A 21,638-nucleotide genomic window follows, 5' to 3' on the forward strand; every position below is an offset into this window, starting at 1 on the left:
AAATTTATGTTAGTGAATTTGCTCATCTACAGAAGCTAAATTAAGTTACTTAAGGAATAGGCATCATTGGAATGTGGACATTGATTATCACTATATAAGCTAAACCAAGAAAAGTAACCACTTCCCTAAAACTAACGGATGAAGCTGGTTACTTCTTTTTGCTAATCTGGTTAGATATCGTGCAGTCCCCTGTCTCAACCTCACAGGCGCATGTCGTTCCTCCACATTTTCTCCATATTTTTTCTGCTATAATAAAGAAAAACGCCTGTAAGGAAGGAATCTTCGTGCGAAAACTTTCATTTAAGTTAGGGCTATTGTTTTTTGTTTTTGTGCTAGGAATCGAAACGGTGTTATTTGCGTCGTTGTATGTGACGCTTGTGAACGCGAGAATTAATGAGGAATTTGAGCAGTTGTTGGCAAGAGGGAATAATCATCGGGATGTATTGGAAAAAAGCTATCATCTTTCCACGTTAGAACATGTCGTGATGATGGAGTCGGAAGCGGAAACGGATGTCGTTATTACCGATGCGAAAGGGAATATTTTATATTTTTCTGATCGCATTTTGCCGTTTGCGAAAAAACTCATTCCGTCTGTCGATGTTCGCCACATTTCTCATAGCGGGATGGTGGTGCAAAACAACTGGAAAAAACAACCGTATATCGCTACCGCCAGCCCGATTCGGATGGAAGGAAAGACAAAAGGGTATGTGTATATGTTTCAGCGGACGGCTTCCATTCAAAATATGATTTCCAAATTAAAACATCATTTTCTCGTCGTTGGAGTTGTTTCTGTCTTTTTGACGATTATGACGATTTTTTTCTTATCAAGAGTCATTACGATTCCGCTCATTCGGATGAAACAAGCGACTGAGAAACTAAGCAAAGGAGATTTTTCTGTTCGCCTGCAAGTAAAAGGGGAAGACGAGTTAGCGCAGCTCGGAAAGGCGATTCAAACCCTTGCGACCGATTTGGAACATTTGAAAAAAGAACGAAACGAATTTTTAGCGAGCATTTCACATGAGTTGCGCACACCGTTAACATATGTGAAAGGATATGCGGACATTGCGCGCAGACCGAACATCGCCGAGGAAGAACGAGCGAACTATTTGTCCATTATTTATGAAGAAGCCGAGCATATGCAAAAGTTAGTGAAAGATTTGTTTGAGCTTGCGAAAATGGACCGACATTCGTTTCACATCGAGAAAGAGCCAACCCCGTTGTGCCTTTTTTTGAAAAAAATATACGAGAAAATGGCTCCTGCGTTTCAGGCGAAACAAATGGCGCTTATTTATCGTTGCGAGGAAAACGTTACCGTCCATATCGACCGACAGCGATTTGAACAAGTGATGACCAACCTTTTAGACAATGCGTTAAAATATTCCCATGAAGGTTCTACCGTTTCGATGAATGTCAAACGAGAGAAAAAGAACGTAATCATCATGATTTCCGACGAAGGAATAGGGATTCCTGAAGCAGATTTGCCGCATATTTTTGAACGGCTTTACCGAGTCGATAAATCAAGATCGCGAATAGGCGGAGGAACGGGGCTTGGATTGGCGATTGTAAAAGAAATTGTCGAAGCGCACGGCGGTTCGATTTCCGCCACAAGCGAATTCGGAAAAGGAACAACTATGCTCATTACATTGCCGAGGGGTTGATGAAGGTGTACACGGTTTTATTGGTTGATGACGAAAAACGAATGTTAAATTTATTAGAGCTGTATCTTACTCCGAACGGGTACCGTTGTGTGAAATGCGAGTCAGGAGTAGCGGCGATTCGCTATTTAGAAAATAATAAAGCGGATCTGGTGTTGCTTGATGTCATGATGCCAGAGATGGACGGATGGGAAACGTGCAAACAAATACGAGAGTTTTCGAACGTTCCGATTATTATGGTCACCGCAAGAGATGCGACGACAGACGTTGTCCAAGGGCTAAAAATCGGCGCAGATGATTATATTACAAAACCGTTTGACGAATCCGAATTGCTCGCTCGGATGGAGGCAGTATTGCGCCGTTCGGTCGGAAAACAAGCGAAACTAGAGTTTTACGGCTTAGTTTGGGACGAAGCGCAGCATAAAGTTCAATATGCCGAGCGCGATATTTCCCTCACGCCAAAGGAGTTTGCTATTTTAGGGATTTTTCTCAAACATCCAAATCGAGTATTTAGCCGCGAGCAACTGATCGTGACATTATGGGGGTATAATGCCAATACAGAAGAACGAACCGTCGATTCGCACGTAAAAAATATTCGCGAAAAACTTCGCCAAGCTGGTTTCCCGATTGATCAGTTTCTGCAAACCGTTTGGGGGGTAGGATATAAATGGGAGGCATAAATGGAACAACAGATGATTGCGTTATTCCGAACATATGAACCATTTGCTTTTTTAATCAGTATCGCAATGAATGTCATCATTAGTATTTTAGGCGTTGTCCCGAGCGTCTTTCTCACTGCCGCTAACTTGGCGGTATTCGGTTTTTGGAAAGGTACTTTTTTATCGTTTGTCGGGGAGGCTGTTGGGGCGATTGTATCTTTCGTTTTATATCGAAAAGGGTTTCGCCAATTTTCAGAAACAAAATGGTTTTCCTATCCGAAAGTGAAACGTTTGCTTATGGCAGAAGGAAAAGAAGCGTTTTTACTTGTTTTATCGTTGCGTCTTCTTCCATTTGTTCCATCCGGAATGGTCACGTTCGTTGCCGCTATCGGGCGCATGTCGCTCCTTCTTTTTACAGCCGCCAGCTCGATTGGGAAGCTGCCCGCACTGTTGTTAGAGGCATATTCGGTGTATCAAGTGATGAATTGGACATGGCAAGGGAAAGTCATATCAACATTTCTAGCTGTTTTTTTATTTTTATTTACTTGGAAAAAAGTTGTTCAGAACAAGACGTAAACGCCCCAGCATGAGTAAAATGTTTGTAGGAGGGCGCTAAATCCTCTTTCATATATTTCAAGGGGAAGGTCCCTTGAACAGAAGGGGGATGAGCAAAAAAGATGCAAAAAGGACTCTCTCCCTGTAATGATAATTTACAACATACGTTAATCACGTTATGCTATTAGTATATAAGTTGCAATAAAGAATTTCTGATTTTTTTGTTTCTGTTTTCATCTGGATACGAGCTGATACGGTATAGCTTGGCAGGTAATCATCTGGATGTAAAACAAAAATTCAACTTATATAGTTAAGATTTTTTATCTGGCAGGGGAAATTTTATGTTGCCGTATGAAGGAATTTGGGGAATTATAGAAAAAATTATTGAACATGGGCCGGAAATCAAGACTTCTCGCAGATACAAAGGTTTTGACGAAGAACTTTTTGAGGAACTAAAAAATAAGGTAGAAGAGTATTATTTAAATACAGCAGAATATCCAGATAAAATCGTTGAATTAATTAAACATATTCCTGAAATTGACTTTACTTACCGTTACAAGGATCCTGTATCAATAAAGCTGAAATTAGAACGTAATCAATTGACAAAACAGCTCTACAAAATTGCAAACGACATTTTAGGAATACGATTTATTATTAAAGCAGAGACTGCAGAGTTGAAACAGATAGTTCATGAATTTGTAACATGTTGTCCGTATGGACAAGATGCATGCAACATTGTTGATCAAACATTAGGGAAAACTAATGATGATGGGTATAAAGCTATTCACGTTTATATAAGACCAAATAATTATGTTTTCCCTATTGAAATTCAATTTTGGACAAGAACACATGCATTATTGAATGAATATTTACATGAACAAATATACAAAATGGATAATGATCAATTAAATCAATATGCGTTGGATTTGAGTAAGTGGCTTGAAAGTGTTCCAAGATTTCCTAATAGCGATGAAGTTGCAATTAAGTCATATGTAGACTATATTTATGAACAAGCATTTTCAAACAAATATTTAGATGAAAATGATGAAGATATTGATGACGTTGACCAATATTAAAATGGGTAAAGTTAGGTATCAGTCGGGTATAATTCACGTAATAAGTGGGGGAAATGAAAAATGAGCAAAGTTTATATTATTTCTGCTGCGGATGATAAGTCGGTTATTCTGGAATTACCGTCAACAAAAGAGGCTAAAATAGCCTACAAATACATTCGTTCTAAAACACCAGAAGCAAGCATTGGAGTATATGGTGCAAGAGATCTTCAAACATTTAGAAGAACACAAAGGACAATCGGACCTGCTACTGTGACGAGATCAGTTGAAACTTTTGTGAAAGCTTTGAACCTGAAAGAAAAATATATCCGGCGTGAACCAAAGACCACCTTATAAAAGAGGTGGTTTTCTTTTTGTTTTGATTGTCATGCCTGAGTTCGACAGTGACTAGGCAAACTAAATGTCTCTCATCCGTTGATACAAAAGGGACGAGAGGCATTTGGGCATACTTCGGGCGTGTATCTAGGTGCGAGGATGGATGCATAGAATCTTCGGAGGAGGTTTCAGCCCTAGAGCCGCAAAGAGTTGAGTCTGTTTGTCCGTCAGTTCGATTCGTTGAGAAAAGTCTCTGTTTTTGGAAGAAAAATGTCCAAGCATGAGACGCTCACACTCTTTTCTTACTTTCGGATATGATTCATGAGTCAGGGGAAAGGAATCGCAACTTTTGGCCAAACGCTCCAAGACAGCGCGATCCACCTCGTCTTCGTGCCCGAACGAATCCATCACCTTCGCTTTCGCATATTTGGACTTCGGGTTCCAATTCGTTGTGAGCAGGCTGGAGATAGGCCATGATCGTTCCATCTTTGTTTTTGCGTATGACTCGTCGTATGTACATGCCTATATTATAATTGACCTGTGGTGCTAGTTGAGCGCTAGCGCTCAACTAGCACCACGAGTAAAGTTTTTATAATTTACATTTCGCACCCTCTCGACAAACTGAAGTGATAGAATTTTTGTTTCATAAAAAATCTACCAAAAGTGAATAGATCATGGGAAAACGTTGACGATAATAATGTTGTCAACACTTTCGTTGCTTTATATACCCATTACCGGTATAATGTAATTGAAGAGGTGATGTTTGATGAGCCATTGTGAAGATCACAATATGGATGAAAAAATGGTTCCACGAACGGAACAGGAAATCGAAAGCATTATCAAGCGCTTGAAGCGCATTGAAGGACAAGTGCGCGGGGTGCAAAAAATGGTCGAGGACAATCGGTATTGCATCGATATTTTAGTACAAATTTCTGCGATTACGGCCGCATTAAATAAGGTTGGATTGAACTTATTAGAACGACACGTCAGCCATTGTGTATCGAAAGCGATTCGCGAAGGAAATAGCGAAACGTCCATTCGTGAGCTTATGGATGTTATTAAGCAATTTTCAAAGTAAGGGAGGGAAAATGGATGCGAACGGTGACACTAAAGGTGACTGGCATGACATGTGCTGCCTGCTCTACCCGCATTGAAAAAGTGATCAATAAAATGGACGGGGTAGAAGCGACCGTCAATTTAGCGATGGAAAAAGCGACTGTTCAATACGACCCGAATAAATGTAGCCTTGCCGATATTGAAGCGAAAATTGAAAAGTTAGGGTATGGCGTGGCGGCTGAAAAAGTGACGCTTGATATTGAAGGCATGACATGTGCCGCATGTGCGACACGGATTGAAAAAGGGTTACAGCGGATGGAAGGTGTAACGAGCGCAACAGTAAACTTAGCGACAAACAGTGCGGTTGTCGAATATAAAGAAGGCGTTACATCAGTCGAATACATTTTAGAAAAAATCAAAAAGCTTGGGTACAAAGGGCACATTCGAACCGACGAACGAAACGATGCTAGTCGGAACGAAGAACGGCTTAAGCAAAAACAACGGCAACTTGTTATTTCTATCCTTTTATCCTTACCTTTGCTTTATACGATGGTTACCCATATGCCATTTGATATAGGCTTGCCGATGCCGCACATATTAATGAATCCATGGGTTCAGCTTTTATTAGCAACACCGGTTCAGTTTTATATCGGTGCTCCGTTTTATGTCGGAGCGTACCGGGCGTTACGAAACAAGAGCGCGAATATGGACGTTCTTGTCGCACTTGGCACATCGGCTGCTTATTTTTATAGTTTATTTGAAACGTTGCGGGCGCTCACGAATCATGAACCGCGCTTATATTTTGAAACGAGCGCCGTCTTGATTACGCTTGTGCTTGTCGGCAAATACTTTGAAGCGCTTGCGAAAGGGAGAACGACGGAAGCGATTTCCAAGCTACTTAGCTTGCAAGCAAAAGAAGCGACTGTCATCCGTAATGGGGAAGAAAGAAAAGTTCCGTTAGAGGAAGTAGTAATCGGCGATACAATCCTTGTCAAGCCAGGAGAAAAAATCCCGGTGGACGGTACGGTGATCGCCGGCTCTTCTTCAGTTGACGAATCGATGATTACCGGCGAATCGATTCCGGTAGATAAAAAAGAAGGGGACTTCGTGATCGGTGCAACAATCAACACGAACGGAATACTAACGATTCGCGCAGAAAAAGTCGGAAAAGATACCGCACTTGCCAATATTATTAAAATCGTCGAAGAGGCGCAAGGGTCGAAAGCGCCGATTCAGCGGATGGCGGATACGATTTCCGGCATTTTCGTTCCAATCGTTGTCGGCATTGCCATACTATCCTTTCTCATTTGGTATTTCGTTGTGGCGCCAAATGATTTACCAACCGCGCTGGAAGTGGCGATTGCTGTTCTTGTTATTGCGTGTCCTTGTGCACTCGGCCTTGCGACGCCGACGTCGATTATGGTCGGTACAGGAAAAGGGGCGGAACATGGCATTCTTTTTAAAGGGGGTGAGTATTTAGAAGGAACGCATAAAATTAACGCGGTGCTACTCGATAAAACCGGGACCGTAACAAAAGGAAAACCAGAAGTGACTGATGTTTTGTCATTTCAAGAACATATGCTTGAGCATGCTGTTTCCGCCGAAAGTGCTTCTGAACATCCGCTAGCACAAGCGATTGTGGCGTACGGAAAAGCAAACGGAATCGTCGCGCAACCGTTGACGCAATTTTCTGCGCTTGTTGGGCATGGAATTGAAGCAACGGTGAACGGAAAGCACGTGCTCATCGGCACGCGCAAGTTAATGAACGAACGTGCGGTCAATATTGCCGAACATGAGCCAACAATGATAAAGCTTGAAAGCGAAGGAAAAACGGTCATGCTTGTTGCGATCGATGGACAGCTTGCTGGAATGATCGCTGTTGCCGATACGATCAAGGAAACATCAAAACAAGCGATTGCGACATTAAAACAAATGGGCATCGATGTATATATGGTGACAGGCGATAACAAACGAACAGCGGAAGCAATCGCCAAACAAGTCGGCATAGAACATGTGTATTCGGAAGTGCTTCCAGAACAGAAAGCGACGATTGTTGAACAGCTGCAAAAACAAGGGAAACGAGTCGCGATGGTCGGTGATGGAATTAATGACGCCCCAGCGCTTGCGAAAGCGGATATTGGGATGGCGATTGGCACAGGAGCAGATGTCGCGATTGAAACGGCAGATGTGACGCTCGTTGGCGGCGATTTGCTGCACATTCCAAAAGCGATTGAACTGAGTCGGCAAACGATGCGCAATATTCGTCAAAACTTGTTTTGGGCATTATTTTATAATAGCGTTGGCATTCCCGTCGCTGCAGCTGGATTGTTACAACCGTGGATCGCTGGGGCAGCGATGGCATTTAGCTCTGTATCCGTTGTGACAAACGCGCTTCGTTTGAAACGCGTGAAACTATAAACATTCAAGGAGGAATGGACAATGACCATTACATTACAAGTACAAGGAATGACATGCGGACATTGCAAAGCAGCGGTAACAAATGCGCTTCAAGAACTAGATGGCGTCAGCCGCGTCGAAGTGCATTTGCAAGAAGGTACCGTTGATGTCGAGTATGATGAAACAAAAGTAAGCGTAGAAAAACTAAAAGAAGCGATTGAAGAGCAAGGATATGATGTGAAGTGAGGGAGAAAAGGGTATTCCTCTGTCGAAGGGATGCCCTTTTTTAGTATCGAAAGGTTTTTTCTTTTTATGAAGAATAATGAACCCGAGTTCGATAGTCACTAGGCAAACAAAATGCCTCTCGCCCCTTGATACAAAAAGGAACGGAGTCATTTGGGCACACTTCGGGCGTGTATCTAGAAGGCCGGTTAAAAACCATGATTTTCGCTTCATCCGCATTTTCTGTTGTGAGAGAAGAACTGATTTTTCATTAAATCACCGGTCTTCTAGAGCCGCAAAGAGTTGCGATTGTTTGGCCGTCAGTTCGGTTCGTTGATCAAGGTCTCCGTTTTTTAAAGAAAAATGCTCAAGCATGAGACGCTCGCATTCGTCTCTTACGTTCGGCCACGATTCATGAGTCAGGAGAAAGGAATCGCGAAATGCTTTTGGCCAGACGCTCCAAGACAATGCGATCCACCTCGTCTTCGCGCCCCAACGAATCCATCACCTTCGCTTTCGCATAGTTGGCCTTTGGGTCCCATTCTTATCATTCATCGCGTAAGATCGACAAAAAATCGGGGTACGTCTTTAAAGCTTTTGACAGTACCTCTTAAATTTTGTATTTTTTTGAAACATAAACTGTTTATATTGATTGTTTTTCTTAAATTAAATAATAATAGAATTGTAGGTTTTTAATTCCATTTTGTAATAAGAAAGGTGGTGAATATGATGAATTTTGTAACTCCTAAAACGATTAATTCTCAAATTGCTGGATGTTACATTACACCTTTTAAGTCGAGACTACTTACCGCTTGCTGGAACCAATATTTGTTGGCTGTTTAAAATGGCTAAAAAATTAGGGCATGCATTTTTGTATGCCCTAATTTTTGAGGGGGGATATGTTTATGTTTTTGAAGCTTAAAGCAAATACAAAAGTAACTGTAGTTGAGCAATTTTTGTTACAATAATTACCATTTAAAAAGAGACAAACGGGGTACCCCTTATGCCACATGGAGCTGTTTTTTCACGGCATCAATGGGAATATTTTGTTTCGCTGCACCGTAGATAAATTCTACAAGACGATGTGCTTTGTTCGTTCGGAGAAAGTCAAGCCCGGTAGAGAAATCACCGTTGGACTCGAACATACTGTACACATAAGTCAGTTGTACCAGAATCCAATACCATTTTACCGCCCGACGCCCGCGAACGCGGTATCCATCGAGTTTCAGCTGGTCTTTCGCTTGACGGAAAAAACATTCGATCGACCAACGTGCAGCATAGTAGCGCAAGATGTCTTCATCGCTTAGCTCCCGGCTGGTGCTTAAGACGCAGTGAAGATGTTCCGATGTCATCGGCTGATTGGCTTTCCAAGCGAGCAGCACCACCGCATGGTCGAGACCGTTGAGCGCTCCTTCGTAACGATAGACGCGATAACGCTCTTCTCCCACCGTGACGAGGCGAGTGTCTTTCGGTTCGATGGAGCGGGCTAACTGCTTCGCTTGGACGGCAACGCCGTTCGGATAGAGAATCCGGTTTGTCTTGAGCATCGCGATGACATGGAACCCTTTTTTCAAGCAGGCTCCCACGAGGGTTTTCGATGGATACCAAGAGTCCATGAGCACATAAACGGGGCGACTCACATCCAACGAAGAAAGCATCTCGATCGCGAGTTCCCCTTTGCTTTTCCCCGCCGTCTTGTCGTAGAGGCGAAAGGCAAAAGGAAACGCTTGGATCATCGTATGAACCATGAGCCAAACGAGAGAATGTCCCCAGATCGATTTTTTCTCTGCGTGACAATAGTGCCAATCACACCCTTGAATGGCGTGTGTTGCCCGTGACGAGGGCTTCGTTTTTTGGCAAATCGTATCATCGATCGAAACAAAAATGGGTTGATTCTCTCGTTTCGAGCTGCGTTCGACACGATGAAGCACCCACTGCTGGAGTTTGCGAAGCAGCGTCTCTTCCTCCCATGGGCTTTTCGTGAAAAAATGGCTCAGTGTCGTGCGGTGGTGCGGATGAAAGCTCCCATGATGAAGATCGGTCAATGTTCCCGAAAAGCCCTTTGTAATCATCGCATCCACGATATGAACGAGATGCTTCATGACAGGTTTCGAGAAATAAAGCGCCAACCCCAACATCGTCAAAAACTTGTGGATTCCTTGGTGATGTGCTAATCTATTCATGAGACATGAACCTCCTTGTGAATGGTTTGGTGACACATCTATTCTAATCAAGGAATCGGGTTCATGTCTTCTTTTTTGTTTGGTTGTAAATTTATGTTAGCAAATTTACTCATCTACAGTTTTTTAATTGAAAATATTATAATGACCATTTTTTTTCAGCGAGAAAACGGTGAATGGGATGTCCTGCAATATGATTGTGGAAAAGAGATATACAAAGAGCAAATAGAAGAATTCGTTTCAACAAATATATTAAATTTTATGGATTACACGAGTGTATTTGACGAATTTGACTACATTATGCTCGAAGAAAAAGATATAATACTTTTATTTAATGTTTTTTTACAATATTTTTATGAAAGACAAGAAGTCCATACGCTAGATGATGGCGATGTTTTTTGTTTCGTAGGTCAGGATGGTCAGAAAATTTGTTTTTCTAACAAAATAGATCTAAGAAAAACGTATCCCGTTTTCTTGGAAAAATTAGTTTATATTGATACGTCTAGGATATTGAAGGGAACTATTCGATACGTAAAAACGAAAAAAATTATTAATTACTCAACAATCTTAAATTTCCATAACGGCGATATACATCTACTGTTAGATTTGAACCGTACCCATAAGAACAAGTTCTTGTTTAGATCAAATATTCGTGAATTTTTTAGTAATTTTTATATTTTGGATCAGAATCAAAAATGTATTTTATTCGAAATAAATAAGTGAGGGCGAACATATGTTACGGTTAGAACATATCACTATAAAATACAATGAAAGAGTGATCTTTCGCGACTTAAGCTATCAATTTCAAGAGAATAAAATATATGGTCTAATCGGGAGAAACGGAGCGGGAAAGACAACATTGTTAAAAACGATCGTACGTTTGAAAAAAGAAGAATACGGAGATATTTTTTGGGGGGATGTTTCCATTAAAAACAAAGATTATTTTGATTTGGATGCTACGTTCATTAGCGATGATCACTCTTTTTTTCAAGATTTGACGATGTACGAACAAATGTTGTTTTTATGTAAAATTAAGGGGCTTCAAAAAACAAAAGCACAAAAGAAAATAGAAGGAATTGTCGACCTGTTTAAGTTGGGAGACTACATTGATTATTTTCCTCATGCGCTTTCGAGGGGGACGCTTCAAAGGTTTGGTATTGCCTTTGGGTATTTAAGAGGGAGTAAGTTGCTGTTATTGGATGAACCTTTTATTACCCTTGATCCAATCCAAGTGAATACATTGGAAAAATTATTAATATCTCAAAAAAGTCCGAACAGAATTATTGTTGTTTCTAGCCATGACTTGGATAGTTTAGAAGCCATTTGCGATGAATATTTAATCATTAAAGATAAGAACGTTATTCGTTATCTTCCTAATGAAATTGGACGGTCAACAATTACTCAAATCATTGGTGATAGTTATGAATAGTCATATCGTATATTATTTTATACTCAATCAAATGAGAAAAGGGATGCGGATCGTCAAACAATATCCTTTCTATGTCGTTGGGATGATTGTTGCCATGTTTTTTCTTGTTCCCGTAGCAATCGATTTGAGTCGTGTTTATGGGAATATCGTTAATCACTATGCTCCTTATTTGATTTTTGTTTATGGGGTAGTCAAGTTATTTCAAAATAACCCGATCATAAATGTTCCGTTTCAAATTTTTCAGTATCGGCTTTTTGATTTTAAAAAATTTAAGCGATATTTGCTCATGAAAATGATTTTCCCCAGCATCGTTTTTTTGATCGTCTATATGCTATTCATGCAACAAGTCAGCATATCGTTGATTATAGCTCTATTAGCTAATGTTCTTTTTAATTACCTATGTTTCATGCGTTATCAATATGAAATATTGTATGTTCAGTTGCTCATGATGAGTACAGTGGTGTTAGGTTTCATAGCGATTTATGTAAAGGCGATAATAATTCCAGCTTTGATGTTTGTGGCGATGATTATACATTTGTTTTCTTTGAAATCGCTAGACTATTCATTATTGCATCGCTACTATCAAATTATGTCTAAAATGGGAGAGGGACTGTTAAATAAAGATATAAGTAAAATATTGGAGATTCAACAGTTACTCACAACAAAAAAAGTGTCATCAAATACAAAGTTATTGCTGAAGTATTATGATCAAGATTATTCATTTTACTTCATGAGGGAAGCTTTAAAAATCAGGTACTATCAGAAAGATTTTTTTGCTTACGTAACAACTTTGTTACTATTTAGCATGGCAGGAATTTGGCTAGACCATTTTTATTACGAAGTGGTTTACATTTTTTTAGTCATTTTTTTCACGGATCATATGTTGACGAAATTGAACAAATATGAGTTAGAAACAATGAAAAAAAGTCTCGTTTTTCATATCAACTTGAGACAGTATGTGAAAAGAAAATATATATGCCACCTTATTTTTATGTTAGTGCCTATCATTTTAAGTTTTTCAATTTTGATAAAGCTACCGCTTTCCTTTTTGTTGATTTGGGGATGTTTACCTCTGAAAAATGTATTATTTAATTATACAGAAAAAAAGTTTTTCAGAGCGATGCTATATGCTCTAGGGGGGGTACTGTACTCTTTTCCTTATATAGAAATGACATGGCTCCATTAATAATTCAATTGGATTAAGAGTGAATGTGGGAGGCACAACTCATACGTTTGTATCCCCTCGTCAGCGATGCGTTTGTCTTTTTGCGAAGCGATCTGAAACCAAGGATACGGTTAATGTAGATTATGATGAAACAAAAGTAAGCGTAGAAAAACTGAAAGAAGTGATTGAAGAGCAAGGATATGATGTGAAGTGAGGGAGAAAAGAGGGTGTCCAAACGTGTTGGGCACCCTCTTTTCTACTCCCCTTTATTCGTTGTGTCATTCGGATCTGGGGTATAGTCCGATTTGTAGTCGGTATATTTGACCTCTGTCACCATTCCCGCTGACGCATGGTGCAAGTCGTGGCAATGGAACATCCAATTCCCTGAATTATCTGCTTGAAATGCGACGACATATTCTTCACCCGGATTTATATTTAACGTATCTTTAATCAATGGAGAGCCTGTAATAGGCTTCCCGTTTTTGCTTAATACTTGGAAGAAATGTCCGTGTAAATGCATCGGGTGGACGTCCATAGGTGAATGGTTCACGAATTTTACTTTGACGAGATCGCCTTTTTTCACGTTAACTGTAGCTGTGTCAGGATACGTTTTCCCGTTAATCGTGAAAACCACCCCATTTTTGCCCATTGCTGTTCCTAAATTCATTGTGTATTCGACATCATATGTTTGGTCTAATGTAAATCGAGCCGGTTTCTGTTTTCCGTATGTCGTTATATCTACAACAGGAAGCGTTTCTTTTGCACTTGCTTTGTCCGTATGGCTTGTTTGTCCTTCGTATTGAATTTTCACTTTCATGCCATCGGTGCCTTTCATATTTCCATGGCATTCTAGTAACCATTCGCCTGGATTATTCGCTATAAATTCAATGTCGTAACGCTCGCCGGGAGCGATATTTAACAATTCGTCTTTGATTGGTTGTGGGCTGTTGATCGGCTGACCATCCGTTGCGACAATTTGAAACTCATGTCCGTGCAAATGAAGCTTGTGGGACATGTACCCTGCGTTAATTAGGCGAAGCCGTACTTTTTCTTCTTTTTTTACTTTTAACGGTTCAATGGCCGTTCCGCTCTTTCCGTTTATAGTGAAAATATCGTACATGCTCATATCATGCATCATCCCATTGCCACCGTGATGCATATTTGTATGCTGAGCATGTCCGTTTGTTGACGATGTTTCTGGTTGACTCATCCATTCGTCTAGCACTAGCGTATAGTCTCGATCGACTTTTTCTTCCTTTTTCGGTTCGACGATCAGAGTGCCGTATAACCCTTTATCCACTTGCTCGGCGCTTTTTTGATGCGAATGATACCAATATGTCCCAGGGATCGTTGCCGTAAATTCATACGTAAATGTTTCGCCAGGTTTGACTGCGTCCATTGTGACGCCAGGTACGCCATCTTGGTTAATTGGAACAGGATAGCCGTGCCAATGAATGGCCGTCGGTTCTGGTAATTCATTTTTAAAGACAATTTTTACGCGCTCTCCTTGCTTTACGCGAATTTGCGCTCCGGGAACGGAACCGTTATACGTATAAACAGGAACGGTTATGTTGTCATTTATTTGCAACTGCGCCTCTTTTGCAACAAGATGAATTTCTTGTCCGGACAATACGTCCGATCGTTTCGTTTTTTCTTTATGCTCTGTTGAATGATGTGGAGAATGATTTGTGCATGCAGCGGTGAACGTAGCGAGCACAGCCAATATAAACAGTTGTCGTAACATTTTATTTCCCCTTTCTAAATCTTATTGCCACTATTGTAAAATAAAAATATGGAGAATTTATGAATGTGGATGACGGTTCTCGTTTCAGCATAAGATGAAGAAGAAAAAGAAAAAAGGAGAATGTGTATGAAAAAATGTTTTTTTGTATTTAGCATTTTGTTTCTCTCTGCTTGCGGTGTATCAAAAGCGGATGAACGATATAAAGAGGGAGAAACCATCGCGTACGAAGTTGTAACAGGCGAACAGCTTCCACCACATGTAAAAGCGTTATATGATAAACAACATAAACAATTTAAAGTGTACACGGTTCAACAAGATGACATGACGTATGCGATCATTCATCTCGGAGAAAGAAAAACAGGAGGATATGGGGTTGAAGTTACCGAGGTCCGATATAAAAAAGGCAAAGCAATCGTCTATTATAAAGAACAAAAGCCAGCACCAGATGCAATCGTTACACAAGCGTTAACGTATCCGAAAGTCGCTATAAAAATAAAAACAGCGATTCCGATCGAAATAAAGAAAAAATAAGCCCTATGCTTCATGCATAGAGCTATTTGACCATAGCAATCGCATCCGCCACGATCCACCCTGATAACGCGCAACTAAGCGAGCCTGCACCAGGAAATACAGTATCTCCGCAAAGCCAAAGGCCTTCGACATTCGTTTGTGGTGTATGCGTGGACAACAAACTGAAGGGACCGTTTGGAATATAGCCACCTACTTTTCCGAACGCACGGTGTGTAAATCGAGCAAATGTCACAGGTGTACCGATCAATTGGACATGTATGTTTGTCAAAGGAAATGTCTCATGAACGTGCTTTAGTATATGTTTTGCAAGCACGTTTTTCTTTTTATCGTACGCATCGCGATCCCACCAGCGAAGCGGGTCGGTATGCGTTGAAATCGTAATGGAACGCTTTCCTAAAGGTGCCATTTGTCGATCGAACGGTGCGGAAGTGGACAATAGAAATTGATTGCCTTCACTCATCGGTTTTGTTTTGTCAATGATAAATTGATGGTATAAGCTATCTGTTTGGAAATCATCGTCCACTCCCATGTAAATCGTAAACGCTCCCCAAGCCGGGCGCTTTTTTTCTTTTTCTTCGCGAATAGAAAATGAGCGTTTAATAGAATCATCTAAAATGGCAAAAATACTATGGACAGAGCCGTTAAATACAACATGTTTCGCTTCGTATGTTTGTTTTCGATTTGTCGTCACAAGCCAATGGCGCTCTTTGCGAATGGAAATGACTTTCTCACGCATCCGTAGTTCTCCGCCAAGTTGTTTGTAACGTTGTGCAAGTGCATGAACAACGGTTGCGAGACCGCCCTCAACGTAAAATGCACCGCGATGAAAGATGCTTAAGGCAACGGCGCCAAGTAAAGCAGGACAATGTTCAATCGTTGTTTGCACACTATCAACGAGTTGGCCGTTTAAAAAAGCGATAAACGTCTCGTCGCGAATGCCATAATGTTGCAGGCGTTTTGCAATCGATTGAAATAAAAACGGTGTGGCGCTCAATAATTTTCGATCTGCTTTTTGTATCACTTCGAATATATGTTTCATCGTTTTTGGTGGGATCATCGGTCGTTTATATATAAAAGAAAGGAGTGCATCTGCAAGAGAAAACATTTCTTCAAAAAAACGGACGATGGCTCCGCTATCTTTTGGAAACTGTAGGGCAATTTCTTCGAACCAACGCTCTTTTTGTTGGTAATAGCGAATCGTCCGCTCAGAAAAGTGTACATCCATCACGGTGTGTAATGAATGAACAGGAGGGACAGACATATCGAGTTCATGAAATAGTTGCGAAAATATGCCCCCTTCTTCAAAACCCATACCGAGTGTCGCTCCTGCTTGAAAGCGAAACGATTGCCGTTCAAATTTTCCTGCGCATCCGCCGAGTTCGTTTGCGGCTTCAAGCGTCAATGTGCGATATCCTTTTTTCGCAAGAAGGGCGCTTGTCGTTATTCCGCCAAATCCTGTTCCAACGATTATGACATCGTACAATATAGTCACCTTCTTTTTTCTTTTTATTATACAATCATTGAACAAATATTGTACAATGAAAGTGTGTAAAAGATGAAAGGATGGGATACATGCATACAGCAGTTGTTTGGTTTCGCCGAGATTTTCGTCTGCACGATCATACAGCGCTCGTGCACGCGCTTCATTGGGCGAAAGAAAGACAAGGGAAACTTCTTTTTTTCTTTCACTTTGACCCTTATTTTGCAAAAGAACGCACGTATCACCATGAATATTTTTTTCAAACAGTAGAGCAGTTTCGACAAACGTTGCGTCAACAATATGGGATACATGTACACATTTTGTATGGAGATATTGATGATGTATTTGTTCGACTAATTCGTTGTACACGGATGAATGCCGTATTTTTTAATAAAGACGAAGTCGGGCGAGGAAAAGAGCGGGACGATTACGTTCAGGCGTTGTTACAAAAGCATGGGGTGGAAGTGTATACATATGATGATGCCCATATGCACGGCGCATTTGATGTGAAAAAAGCAGACGGAACTCCTTATAAAGTATATACACCATATTATCGTGCTTGGCGGAAACGTCCGAAACGTTTTCCTATTTCCGTTGACAGCGATTTGTTGCGCATGCATATGTTACACATCACACCGCTTTCGGAAGATGATGAGCGCACGTTTGCGATGTGGCTTGCGCAATGTACAAAGTACTGGGAACGTACGAGCGAACAAGATGCGTTTATCGCGTTACAACAGTTTATTGAAATAGCTCTTCCACATTATGACAAAAAGCGCGATATTCCAAGCGTTGCGGGAACGAGTCGATTATCCCCACATTTAAAAACAGGGACGATTTCGATTCGGACAGTGTTTCATGCTGTTGCGCAACAATTTGGCAATGGCTATGACGAAGCGGTAGAAACATATATAAAAGAATTAGCTTGGCGCGATTTTTACCATATGATTTACGCGCATTTTCCATTTACAAAAACAGAAGCGTTTATAGAAAAATATCGCCATCTTCCATGGTCACGCGATAATGAACGGTTTCAAGCTTGGAAAGAAGGAAAAACAGGTTTTCCACTTGTTGATGCGGGGATGCGCCAATTAAAAGAAGAAGGGTGGATGCATAATCGTCTTCGTATGATCGTGGCGTCGTTTTTAACAAAAGATTATTTGATCGATTGGCGCATGGGCGAGCAATATTTTCAGCGCATGTTAATTGACTATGATGAAGCATCAAATATCGGAGGGTGGCAATGGGCTGCTTCTGTTGGGACGGATGCCGTACCGTATTTTCGCGTCTTTAATCCGATTGAACAGTCGAAAAAATTCGACCCAGACGGCACATATATTCGCACATATGTTCATGAACTTGCTTCTTTCCCTTCGCGACATATTCATGAACCGTGGAAAAGCAACCTCAATATCGATTATCCTGCGCCGACAGTCGATCATCGACTGCAACGCCAACGTGCGATTGCGTTATTTCAGATAAATGAGTGAGTATAAAAGCCCGCTTGATGAAGTGGGCTTTTCATTTTTTTGCGACTAAGACGTAAGGTTTGTGAAGGATTATAAACAAAGAAAAAAGAATAGAAATAAATGTCATCTATGCTAGACATATGTCGTCAACAAAGGAATGATCGTATATTTAAGTAAGGAATAAACGAAGAAGGGACGGGAAACGAGATGAGAACAGCAATCGAAAGAAAGAAGTTCTATATTAACGGTGAGTGGATCGAAGCACAGTCGTACACCAAACTTTTATCCCCGTATTCGGGCGAAGTGTTGGCGGAGATTCCGCTCGCGACAGAGCAAGATGTGAAGCGGGCGATTGCGGCAGCGTACGAAGCGCAGCGGACGATGGCAAAGATGCCAGCGCATGAGCGGGCGGCGATTTTAGAGCGAGTTGTTTTGCTATTGCAACAACGTGCGGAAGAAGCGGCCATGCTAATTGCGAAAGAAGCAGCAAAACCAATCACGACGGCTAAAGCGGAAGTAGCACGAACGATTCAAACGTACAAATTTGCTGCGGAAGAAGCGAAACGAATCTACGGAGAGACGATTCCGCTTGATGCCGCACCAGGCGGGGAGCATCGCGTCGCATTTACGATGCGAGAGCCAATTGGAGTCATTGGAGCGATTACGCCGTTTAATTTTCCAATGAACTTAGTGGCGCACAAGCTAGGTCCTGCGATTGCCTCTGGAAATACAGTTGTTCTAAAACCAGCAAGCCAAACACCGCTTTCTGCCTATTTTATCGCCAAGCTGTTTGAACAGGCAGGACTGCCAAAAGGAGCGCTGAATGTTGTGACCGGAAGCGGAAAAACGGTCGGTGACCAAATTGTCACTGACCCACGCGTGAGTATGGTGACGTTTACCGGAAGTCCAGAGGTAGGCGTTGGCATTCGCAACAAAGCCGGCTTAAAACGTGTGACGCTAGAGTTAGGGTCAAACTCCGCAGTTATCGTTGATGAACAAGTCGACGTCGACCGAATTATTCCACGGTGTGTCGTCGGTGCGTTTTCGTTTCAAGGGCAAGTGTGCATTTCGTTGCAACGCATTTATGTGCATAAAAATCGGTATAAAGAGTTCGTTGAAAAGTTTATTGAAGCGGTGAAGCAGTTGAAAGTCGGCGACCCGCTTGACCCAAGCACAGACGTTTCTGCGCTTATTTCCGAAAAAGATGTCGAGCGTTCACTACAATGGATTGAAGAGGCGAAACAAAATGGTGCTGTTGTTGCGATTGGTGGGGAGAGAAAAGGGAATATTTTGTTGCCGACCGTCATTTTAGATGCAGCACCGACAATGAAAGTATCGTGCCAAGAAGTGTTTGCGCCAATTGTATTAATTAATCAAGTGTCTTCCGTCGATGAAGCAATTGAACGAGTTAATGACTCGCGCTATGGGTTGCAAGCCGGCATATATACAGATAACGTTCATACCGCATGGGAAGCAGCGGAGAAACTGCATGTCGGCGGGGTGCTCATTAACGATATTCCAACATTCCGCGTCGATCATATGCCGTATGGCGGGGTAAAAGAAAGCGGATTTGGACGTGAAGGCATTCGCTACGCAATAGAAGAAATGACAGAATTAAAGCTGATTATTTTTAATCGAAATCGGTAAAGATTGGAACTCTCGGCTCTTGTCATTCCAAACAAGAGCCATTTTAACGCCATTCAAATACATACTCTAGTGGAATAGCTAAGTCCTTAAATTGTGCAGAATGTAATGTGTCTCGTTGTCCGTATGTGGCGTGTCGTTGATACGCACCTTCGTGCAAACCGTACACATGAATCATTTTGTTAGCAGTATCAACAATCCAATATTCGGTAATTCGATAGTGTTGGTAAGTATAAAATTTTTCGTTGTAGTCTTTTAAAGCGGTTGAAGGGGATAATACTTCGACAACAAGCGTAGGCGGTCCGTAACATCCTTTTTTAACAATTTGTTTTTTATTGCAAATAACTGCAATATCGGGCTGAACAATATCATCAGGGATTTCATACGTGTCATGTTTGCTAAGGAATACATCAAATGGTGCCATAAAAACATAACAATGTTTATTTTGAAAAAAATGGCGCAATGCAAAATATAATTCTCCCACTACAAATTGATGTTCCGAAGATGGAGCAGGTGTCATATTATATGGTTTTCCATTTATCAATTCCCAGCGACCTTCCCATGTTTTCCAGTCGGCGTAAGAGTAAATTTTGTTCGAGTCAGGGATATTACCCATTGTTTCACCCTCTTTTTTTAAAAAATATGTTTGGTTACAATTTAAGTTTAACAAAAGAAATTAATAGAGTGTAGGGGGAGGACTGTCCTTGAACATGTTCATCCACATTGTTGTTGATGTGATTTTGCCGTTGTTTTTATTGATTGGAGCAGGGGCTTATTTACATCGGTTGTTTCATTTAGACATGAATACATTATCGAAAATTACGACGTATTTTTTGCTTCCAGCGGTTGGATTTGTGAACGTTTATGAAAGTGACATGAACAGCGATGTATTGTTCAGAGTTCTTTTCTTTCTTGTCTTACAAGCTGGGATGCTCGTCGTCCTTAGTGCGATGATGACAAAATGGCTAAAGCTCGATCGCAGCTTAGGAGCGACGTTTCAAAATACAATTGTACTTAACAATTCCGGAAATTTTGGCATTCCAGTAAGCCAACTGGTGTTTCGTCACGAACCGTTAGGTTTGTCCGTACAAATTTTTGTGACTATTTTCCAAAATTTTTTAACGAATACATATGGGTTGTTTCAATTTATTTCTGCCAGTGAAAATAAAGGGAAAATGACTCGTGAATTTTTGAAAAATCCAATTATTTATGCGCTAATCCTTGGTGTTATTTGTCGATTTTTCCATATTTCAATTCCTTCGTTTATTTGGCATCCACTTGAACATGTAGCCGATGCCTTTTTAGCGATTGCTTTGCTGACGTTAGGTGCTCAACTTGCCTATATGAATATGAAACGTATTCCGCGTCTCATGTTTGTAACGATTGGCAGTCGCCTTATTTTATCTCCTATGATTGCTTTTTTGATCATTTTGATTTTACATATCAAAGGGACGACAGCCCAAGCGCTGCTCATTGCTAGTGCATATCCTTGTTCTCGAAATACGGCGTTGTATGCATTACAATACAACCATCATCCAGAATATGCAGCTCAAGCTGTATTTTTATCTACCTTGCTTAGTCCGTTGACGGTAGCGAGTGTGATTGGTTTTGCGCATTTGTATTTTTGATTGTTTGCATGTACCAAAGGAGCCTTCTTTTATGGTTCATCACCAAATTTTGTGATTTAGTGACAAAAAAGAGAAAGCACTGACGAGATCCTGGCAATAATGTTAGTGGAGAAATCAACATTAAGGAGGTCTCGTAAGTGCTTTCTATACCACTAGGATTGCCAGAATTTAAAGTGATTAAACAAGAACTTCATTCCTATGGTTATGCGATTCATGTAGAGAAAACAGAGACACGGGAACACTGCCCTCATTGTGGGTTTGCCACTTCCTCTGTCCACGACAGACGGACAAGAAAAGTACGGGATTTGGCGATTTTCCATCAACCCGTGTACTTGTTCGTAAAGGTAAAGCGCTATCGGTGCTGGAATTGTTCCCACGTGTTTTCTGCCTCTTTGGAATCGATTCAGCCCAATCAACATTACACCAATCGATTTTG

Annotated in this window: 20 protein-coding genes and 2 pseudogenes; 17 read left to right on the forward strand and 5 right to left on the reverse strand. The window is 41.0% G+C overall.

All coding sequences use genetic code 11. The features are described from left to right. Positions 1 to 284: 284 nt before the first annotated feature. The 5 genes from HNQ82_RS02260 to HNQ82_RS02280 all read left to right on the forward strand — a co-directional run bounded on the left by HNQ82_RS02260 (position 285) and on the right by HNQ82_RS02280 (position 4,278). Entirely contained in the window at positions 285 to 1,658 is a 1,374-nt protein-coding gene (locus tag HNQ82_RS02260) for an ATP-binding protein (RefSeq protein ID WP_183246787.1), read from the forward strand. A 5-nt stretch (positions 1,659 to 1,663) separates the two neighbouring features. Continuing rightward, positions 1,664 to 2,335, forward strand: a complete 672-nt coding sequence (locus HNQ82_RS02265; RefSeq protein ID WP_183246789.1) for a response regulator — start codon at positions 1,664 to 1,666, stop codon at positions 2,333 to 2,335. Then, positions 2,336 to 2,890 carry a TVP38/TMEM64 family protein gene (locus tag HNQ82_RS02270; RefSeq protein ID WP_032101490.1) on the forward strand — a complete coding sequence of 185 codons (555 nt, stop codon included), beginning with the start codon at positions 2,336 to 2,338 and terminating at the stop codon, positions 2,888 to 2,890. 320 nt (positions 2,891 to 3,210) lie between these two features. After that, the gene (locus tag HNQ82_RS02275; RefSeq protein WP_183246791.1) at positions 3,211 to 3,945 is read left to right on the forward strand and encodes a nucleotidyltransferase family protein; all 735 of its coding nucleotides are present in this window, start codon (positions 3,211 to 3,213) and stop codon (positions 3,943 to 3,945) included. Positions 3,946 to 4,005: 60 nt separating this feature from the next. Then, on the forward strand, positions 4,006 to 4,278 hold the full coding sequence (locus HNQ82_RS02280; protein ID WP_021095624.1) for a hypothetical protein: 273 nt from the start codon (positions 4,006 to 4,008) through the stop codon (positions 4,276 to 4,278). Between the two features lie 312 nt (positions 4,279 to 4,590). Here the strand turns inward: HNQ82_RS02280 and HNQ82_RS14775 are convergent. After that, a pseudogene (locus HNQ82_RS14775) lies at positions 4,591 to 4,777 on the reverse strand (IS1634 family transposase); the annotation flags it as partial. 246 nt (positions 4,778 to 5,023) lie between these two features. On the opposite strand from HNQ82_RS14775, the gene HNQ82_RS02285 reads away from it, so the two are divergent. The 3 genes from HNQ82_RS02285 to copZ are packed head-to-tail and all read left to right on the forward strand — an operon-like array spanning position 5,024 to position 7,956. Next, a complete protein-coding gene (locus HNQ82_RS02285) occupies positions 5,024 to 5,335 on the forward strand; it encodes a metal-sensing transcriptional repressor (protein ID WP_032101488.1) in 312 nt (103 codons plus the stop codon). Positions 5,336 to 5,349: 14 nt separating this feature from the next. Continuing rightward, the gene (locus HNQ82_RS02290; RefSeq protein ID WP_183246793.1) at positions 5,350 to 7,731 is read left to right on the forward strand and encodes a heavy metal translocating P-type ATPase; all 2,382 of its coding nucleotides are present in this window, start codon (positions 5,350 to 5,352) and stop codon (positions 7,729 to 7,731) included. 21 nt (positions 7,732 to 7,752) lie between these two features. Further along, positions 7,753 to 7,956, forward strand: a complete 204-nt coding sequence (copZ, locus tag HNQ82_RS02295) for a copper chaperone CopZ (protein ID WP_077428934.1) — start codon at positions 7,753 to 7,755, stop codon at positions 7,954 to 7,956. Positions 7,957 to 8,933: 977 nt separating this feature from the next. On the opposite strand, the gene HNQ82_RS02300 is transcribed toward copZ, so the two are convergent. Beyond that, the gene (locus HNQ82_RS02300) at positions 8,934 to 10,115 is read right to left on the reverse strand and encodes an IS701 family transposase (protein ID WP_183246795.1); all 1,182 of its coding nucleotides are present in this window, start codon (positions 10,113 to 10,115) and stop codon (positions 8,934 to 8,936) included. A 93-nt stretch (positions 10,116 to 10,208) separates the two neighbouring features. Between HNQ82_RS02300 and HNQ82_RS02305 the strand changes: the two genes are divergently transcribed. The 4 genes and pseudogenes from HNQ82_RS02305 to HNQ82_RS02320 all read left to right on the forward strand — a co-directional run. Beyond that, complete coding sequence (locus HNQ82_RS02305; protein WP_183246797.1) at positions 10,209 to 10,835, forward strand: hypothetical protein; 627 nt, start codon at positions 10,209 to 10,211, stop codon at positions 10,833 to 10,835. Positions 10,836 to 10,845: 10 nt separating this feature from the next. After that, positions 10,846 to 11,541: an ATP-binding cassette domain-containing protein gene (locus HNQ82_RS02310; RefSeq protein WP_183246799.1), complete on the forward strand. Its 696-nt coding sequence runs from the start codon at positions 10,846 to 10,848 to the stop codon at positions 11,539 to 11,541. A gap of 43 nt (positions 11,542 to 11,584) precedes the next feature. Beyond that, the gene (locus HNQ82_RS02315) at positions 11,585 to 12,727 is read left to right on the forward strand and encodes a hypothetical protein (protein ID WP_183246801.1); all 1,143 of its coding nucleotides are present in this window, start codon (positions 11,585 to 11,587) and stop codon (positions 12,725 to 12,727) included. A 106-nt stretch (positions 12,728 to 12,833) separates the two neighbouring features. Further along, positions 12,834 to 12,920, forward strand: a pseudogene (locus HNQ82_RS02320) (copper-binding protein); the annotation flags it as partial. A 42-nt stretch (positions 12,921 to 12,962) separates the two neighbouring features. Here HNQ82_RS02320 and HNQ82_RS02325 read toward each other — a convergent pair. Next, complete coding sequence (locus HNQ82_RS02325; protein WP_183246803.1) at positions 12,963 to 14,450, reverse strand: multicopper oxidase family protein; 1,488 nt, start codon at positions 14,448 to 14,450, stop codon at positions 12,963 to 12,965. 126 nt (positions 14,451 to 14,576) lie between these two features. On the opposite strand from HNQ82_RS02325, the gene HNQ82_RS02330 reads away from it, so the two are divergent. Continuing rightward, positions 14,577 to 14,981, forward strand: coding sequence for a protease complex subunit PrcB family protein (locus HNQ82_RS02330; protein ID WP_246348816.1), 405 nt, complete (start codon positions 14,577 to 14,579; stop codon positions 14,979 to 14,981). 22 nt (positions 14,982 to 15,003) lie between these two features. Here the strand turns inward: HNQ82_RS02330 and HNQ82_RS02335 are convergent, their stop codons facing one another. Continuing rightward, positions 15,004 to 16,464 carry a phytoene desaturase family protein gene (locus HNQ82_RS02335; RefSeq protein WP_183246807.1) on the reverse strand — a complete coding sequence of 487 codons (1,461 nt, stop codon included), beginning with the start codon at positions 16,462 to 16,464 and terminating at the stop codon, positions 15,004 to 15,006. Between the two features lie 89 nt (positions 16,465 to 16,553). Here HNQ82_RS02335 and HNQ82_RS02340 point away from each other — a divergent pair, with 89 nt between their 5' ends. Together HNQ82_RS02340 and HNQ82_RS02345 are read left to right on the forward strand one after the other, a co-directional pair. Beyond that, positions 16,554 to 17,951, forward strand: a complete 1,398-nt coding sequence (locus HNQ82_RS02340; protein WP_183246809.1) for a cryptochrome/photolyase family protein — start codon at positions 16,554 to 16,556, stop codon at positions 17,949 to 17,951. 186 nt (positions 17,952 to 18,137) lie between these two features. Continuing rightward, complete coding sequence (locus HNQ82_RS02345; RefSeq protein WP_183246811.1) at positions 18,138 to 19,577, forward strand: aldehyde dehydrogenase family protein; 1,440 nt, start codon at positions 18,138 to 18,140, stop codon at positions 19,575 to 19,577. A 43-nt stretch (positions 19,578 to 19,620) separates the two neighbouring features. On the opposite strand, the gene HNQ82_RS02350 is transcribed toward HNQ82_RS02345, so the two are convergent. Beyond that, the gene (locus HNQ82_RS02350) at positions 19,621 to 20,190 is read right to left on the reverse strand and encodes a Uma2 family endonuclease (RefSeq protein ID WP_183246813.1); all 570 of its coding nucleotides are present in this window, start codon (positions 20,188 to 20,190) and stop codon (positions 19,621 to 19,623) included. 88 nt (positions 20,191 to 20,278) lie between these two features. Here HNQ82_RS02350 and HNQ82_RS02355 point away from each other — a divergent pair, with 88 nt between their 5' ends. Continuing rightward, on the forward strand, positions 20,279 to 21,202 hold the full coding sequence (locus HNQ82_RS02355; RefSeq protein ID WP_183246815.1) for an AEC family transporter: 924 nt from the start codon (positions 20,279 to 20,281) through the stop codon (positions 21,200 to 21,202). Between the two features lie 137 nt (positions 21,203 to 21,339). Beyond that, positions 21,340 to 21,638: transposase family protein (locus HNQ82_RS02360; RefSeq protein WP_183246817.1), on the forward strand; the 299-nt coding region annotated here is incomplete at its 3' end.

The organism is Anoxybacillus tengchongensis, assembly GCF_014201585.1.
GTDB lineage: Bacteria > Bacillota > Bacilli > Bacillales > Anoxybacillaceae > Anoxybacillus > Anoxybacillus tengchongensis.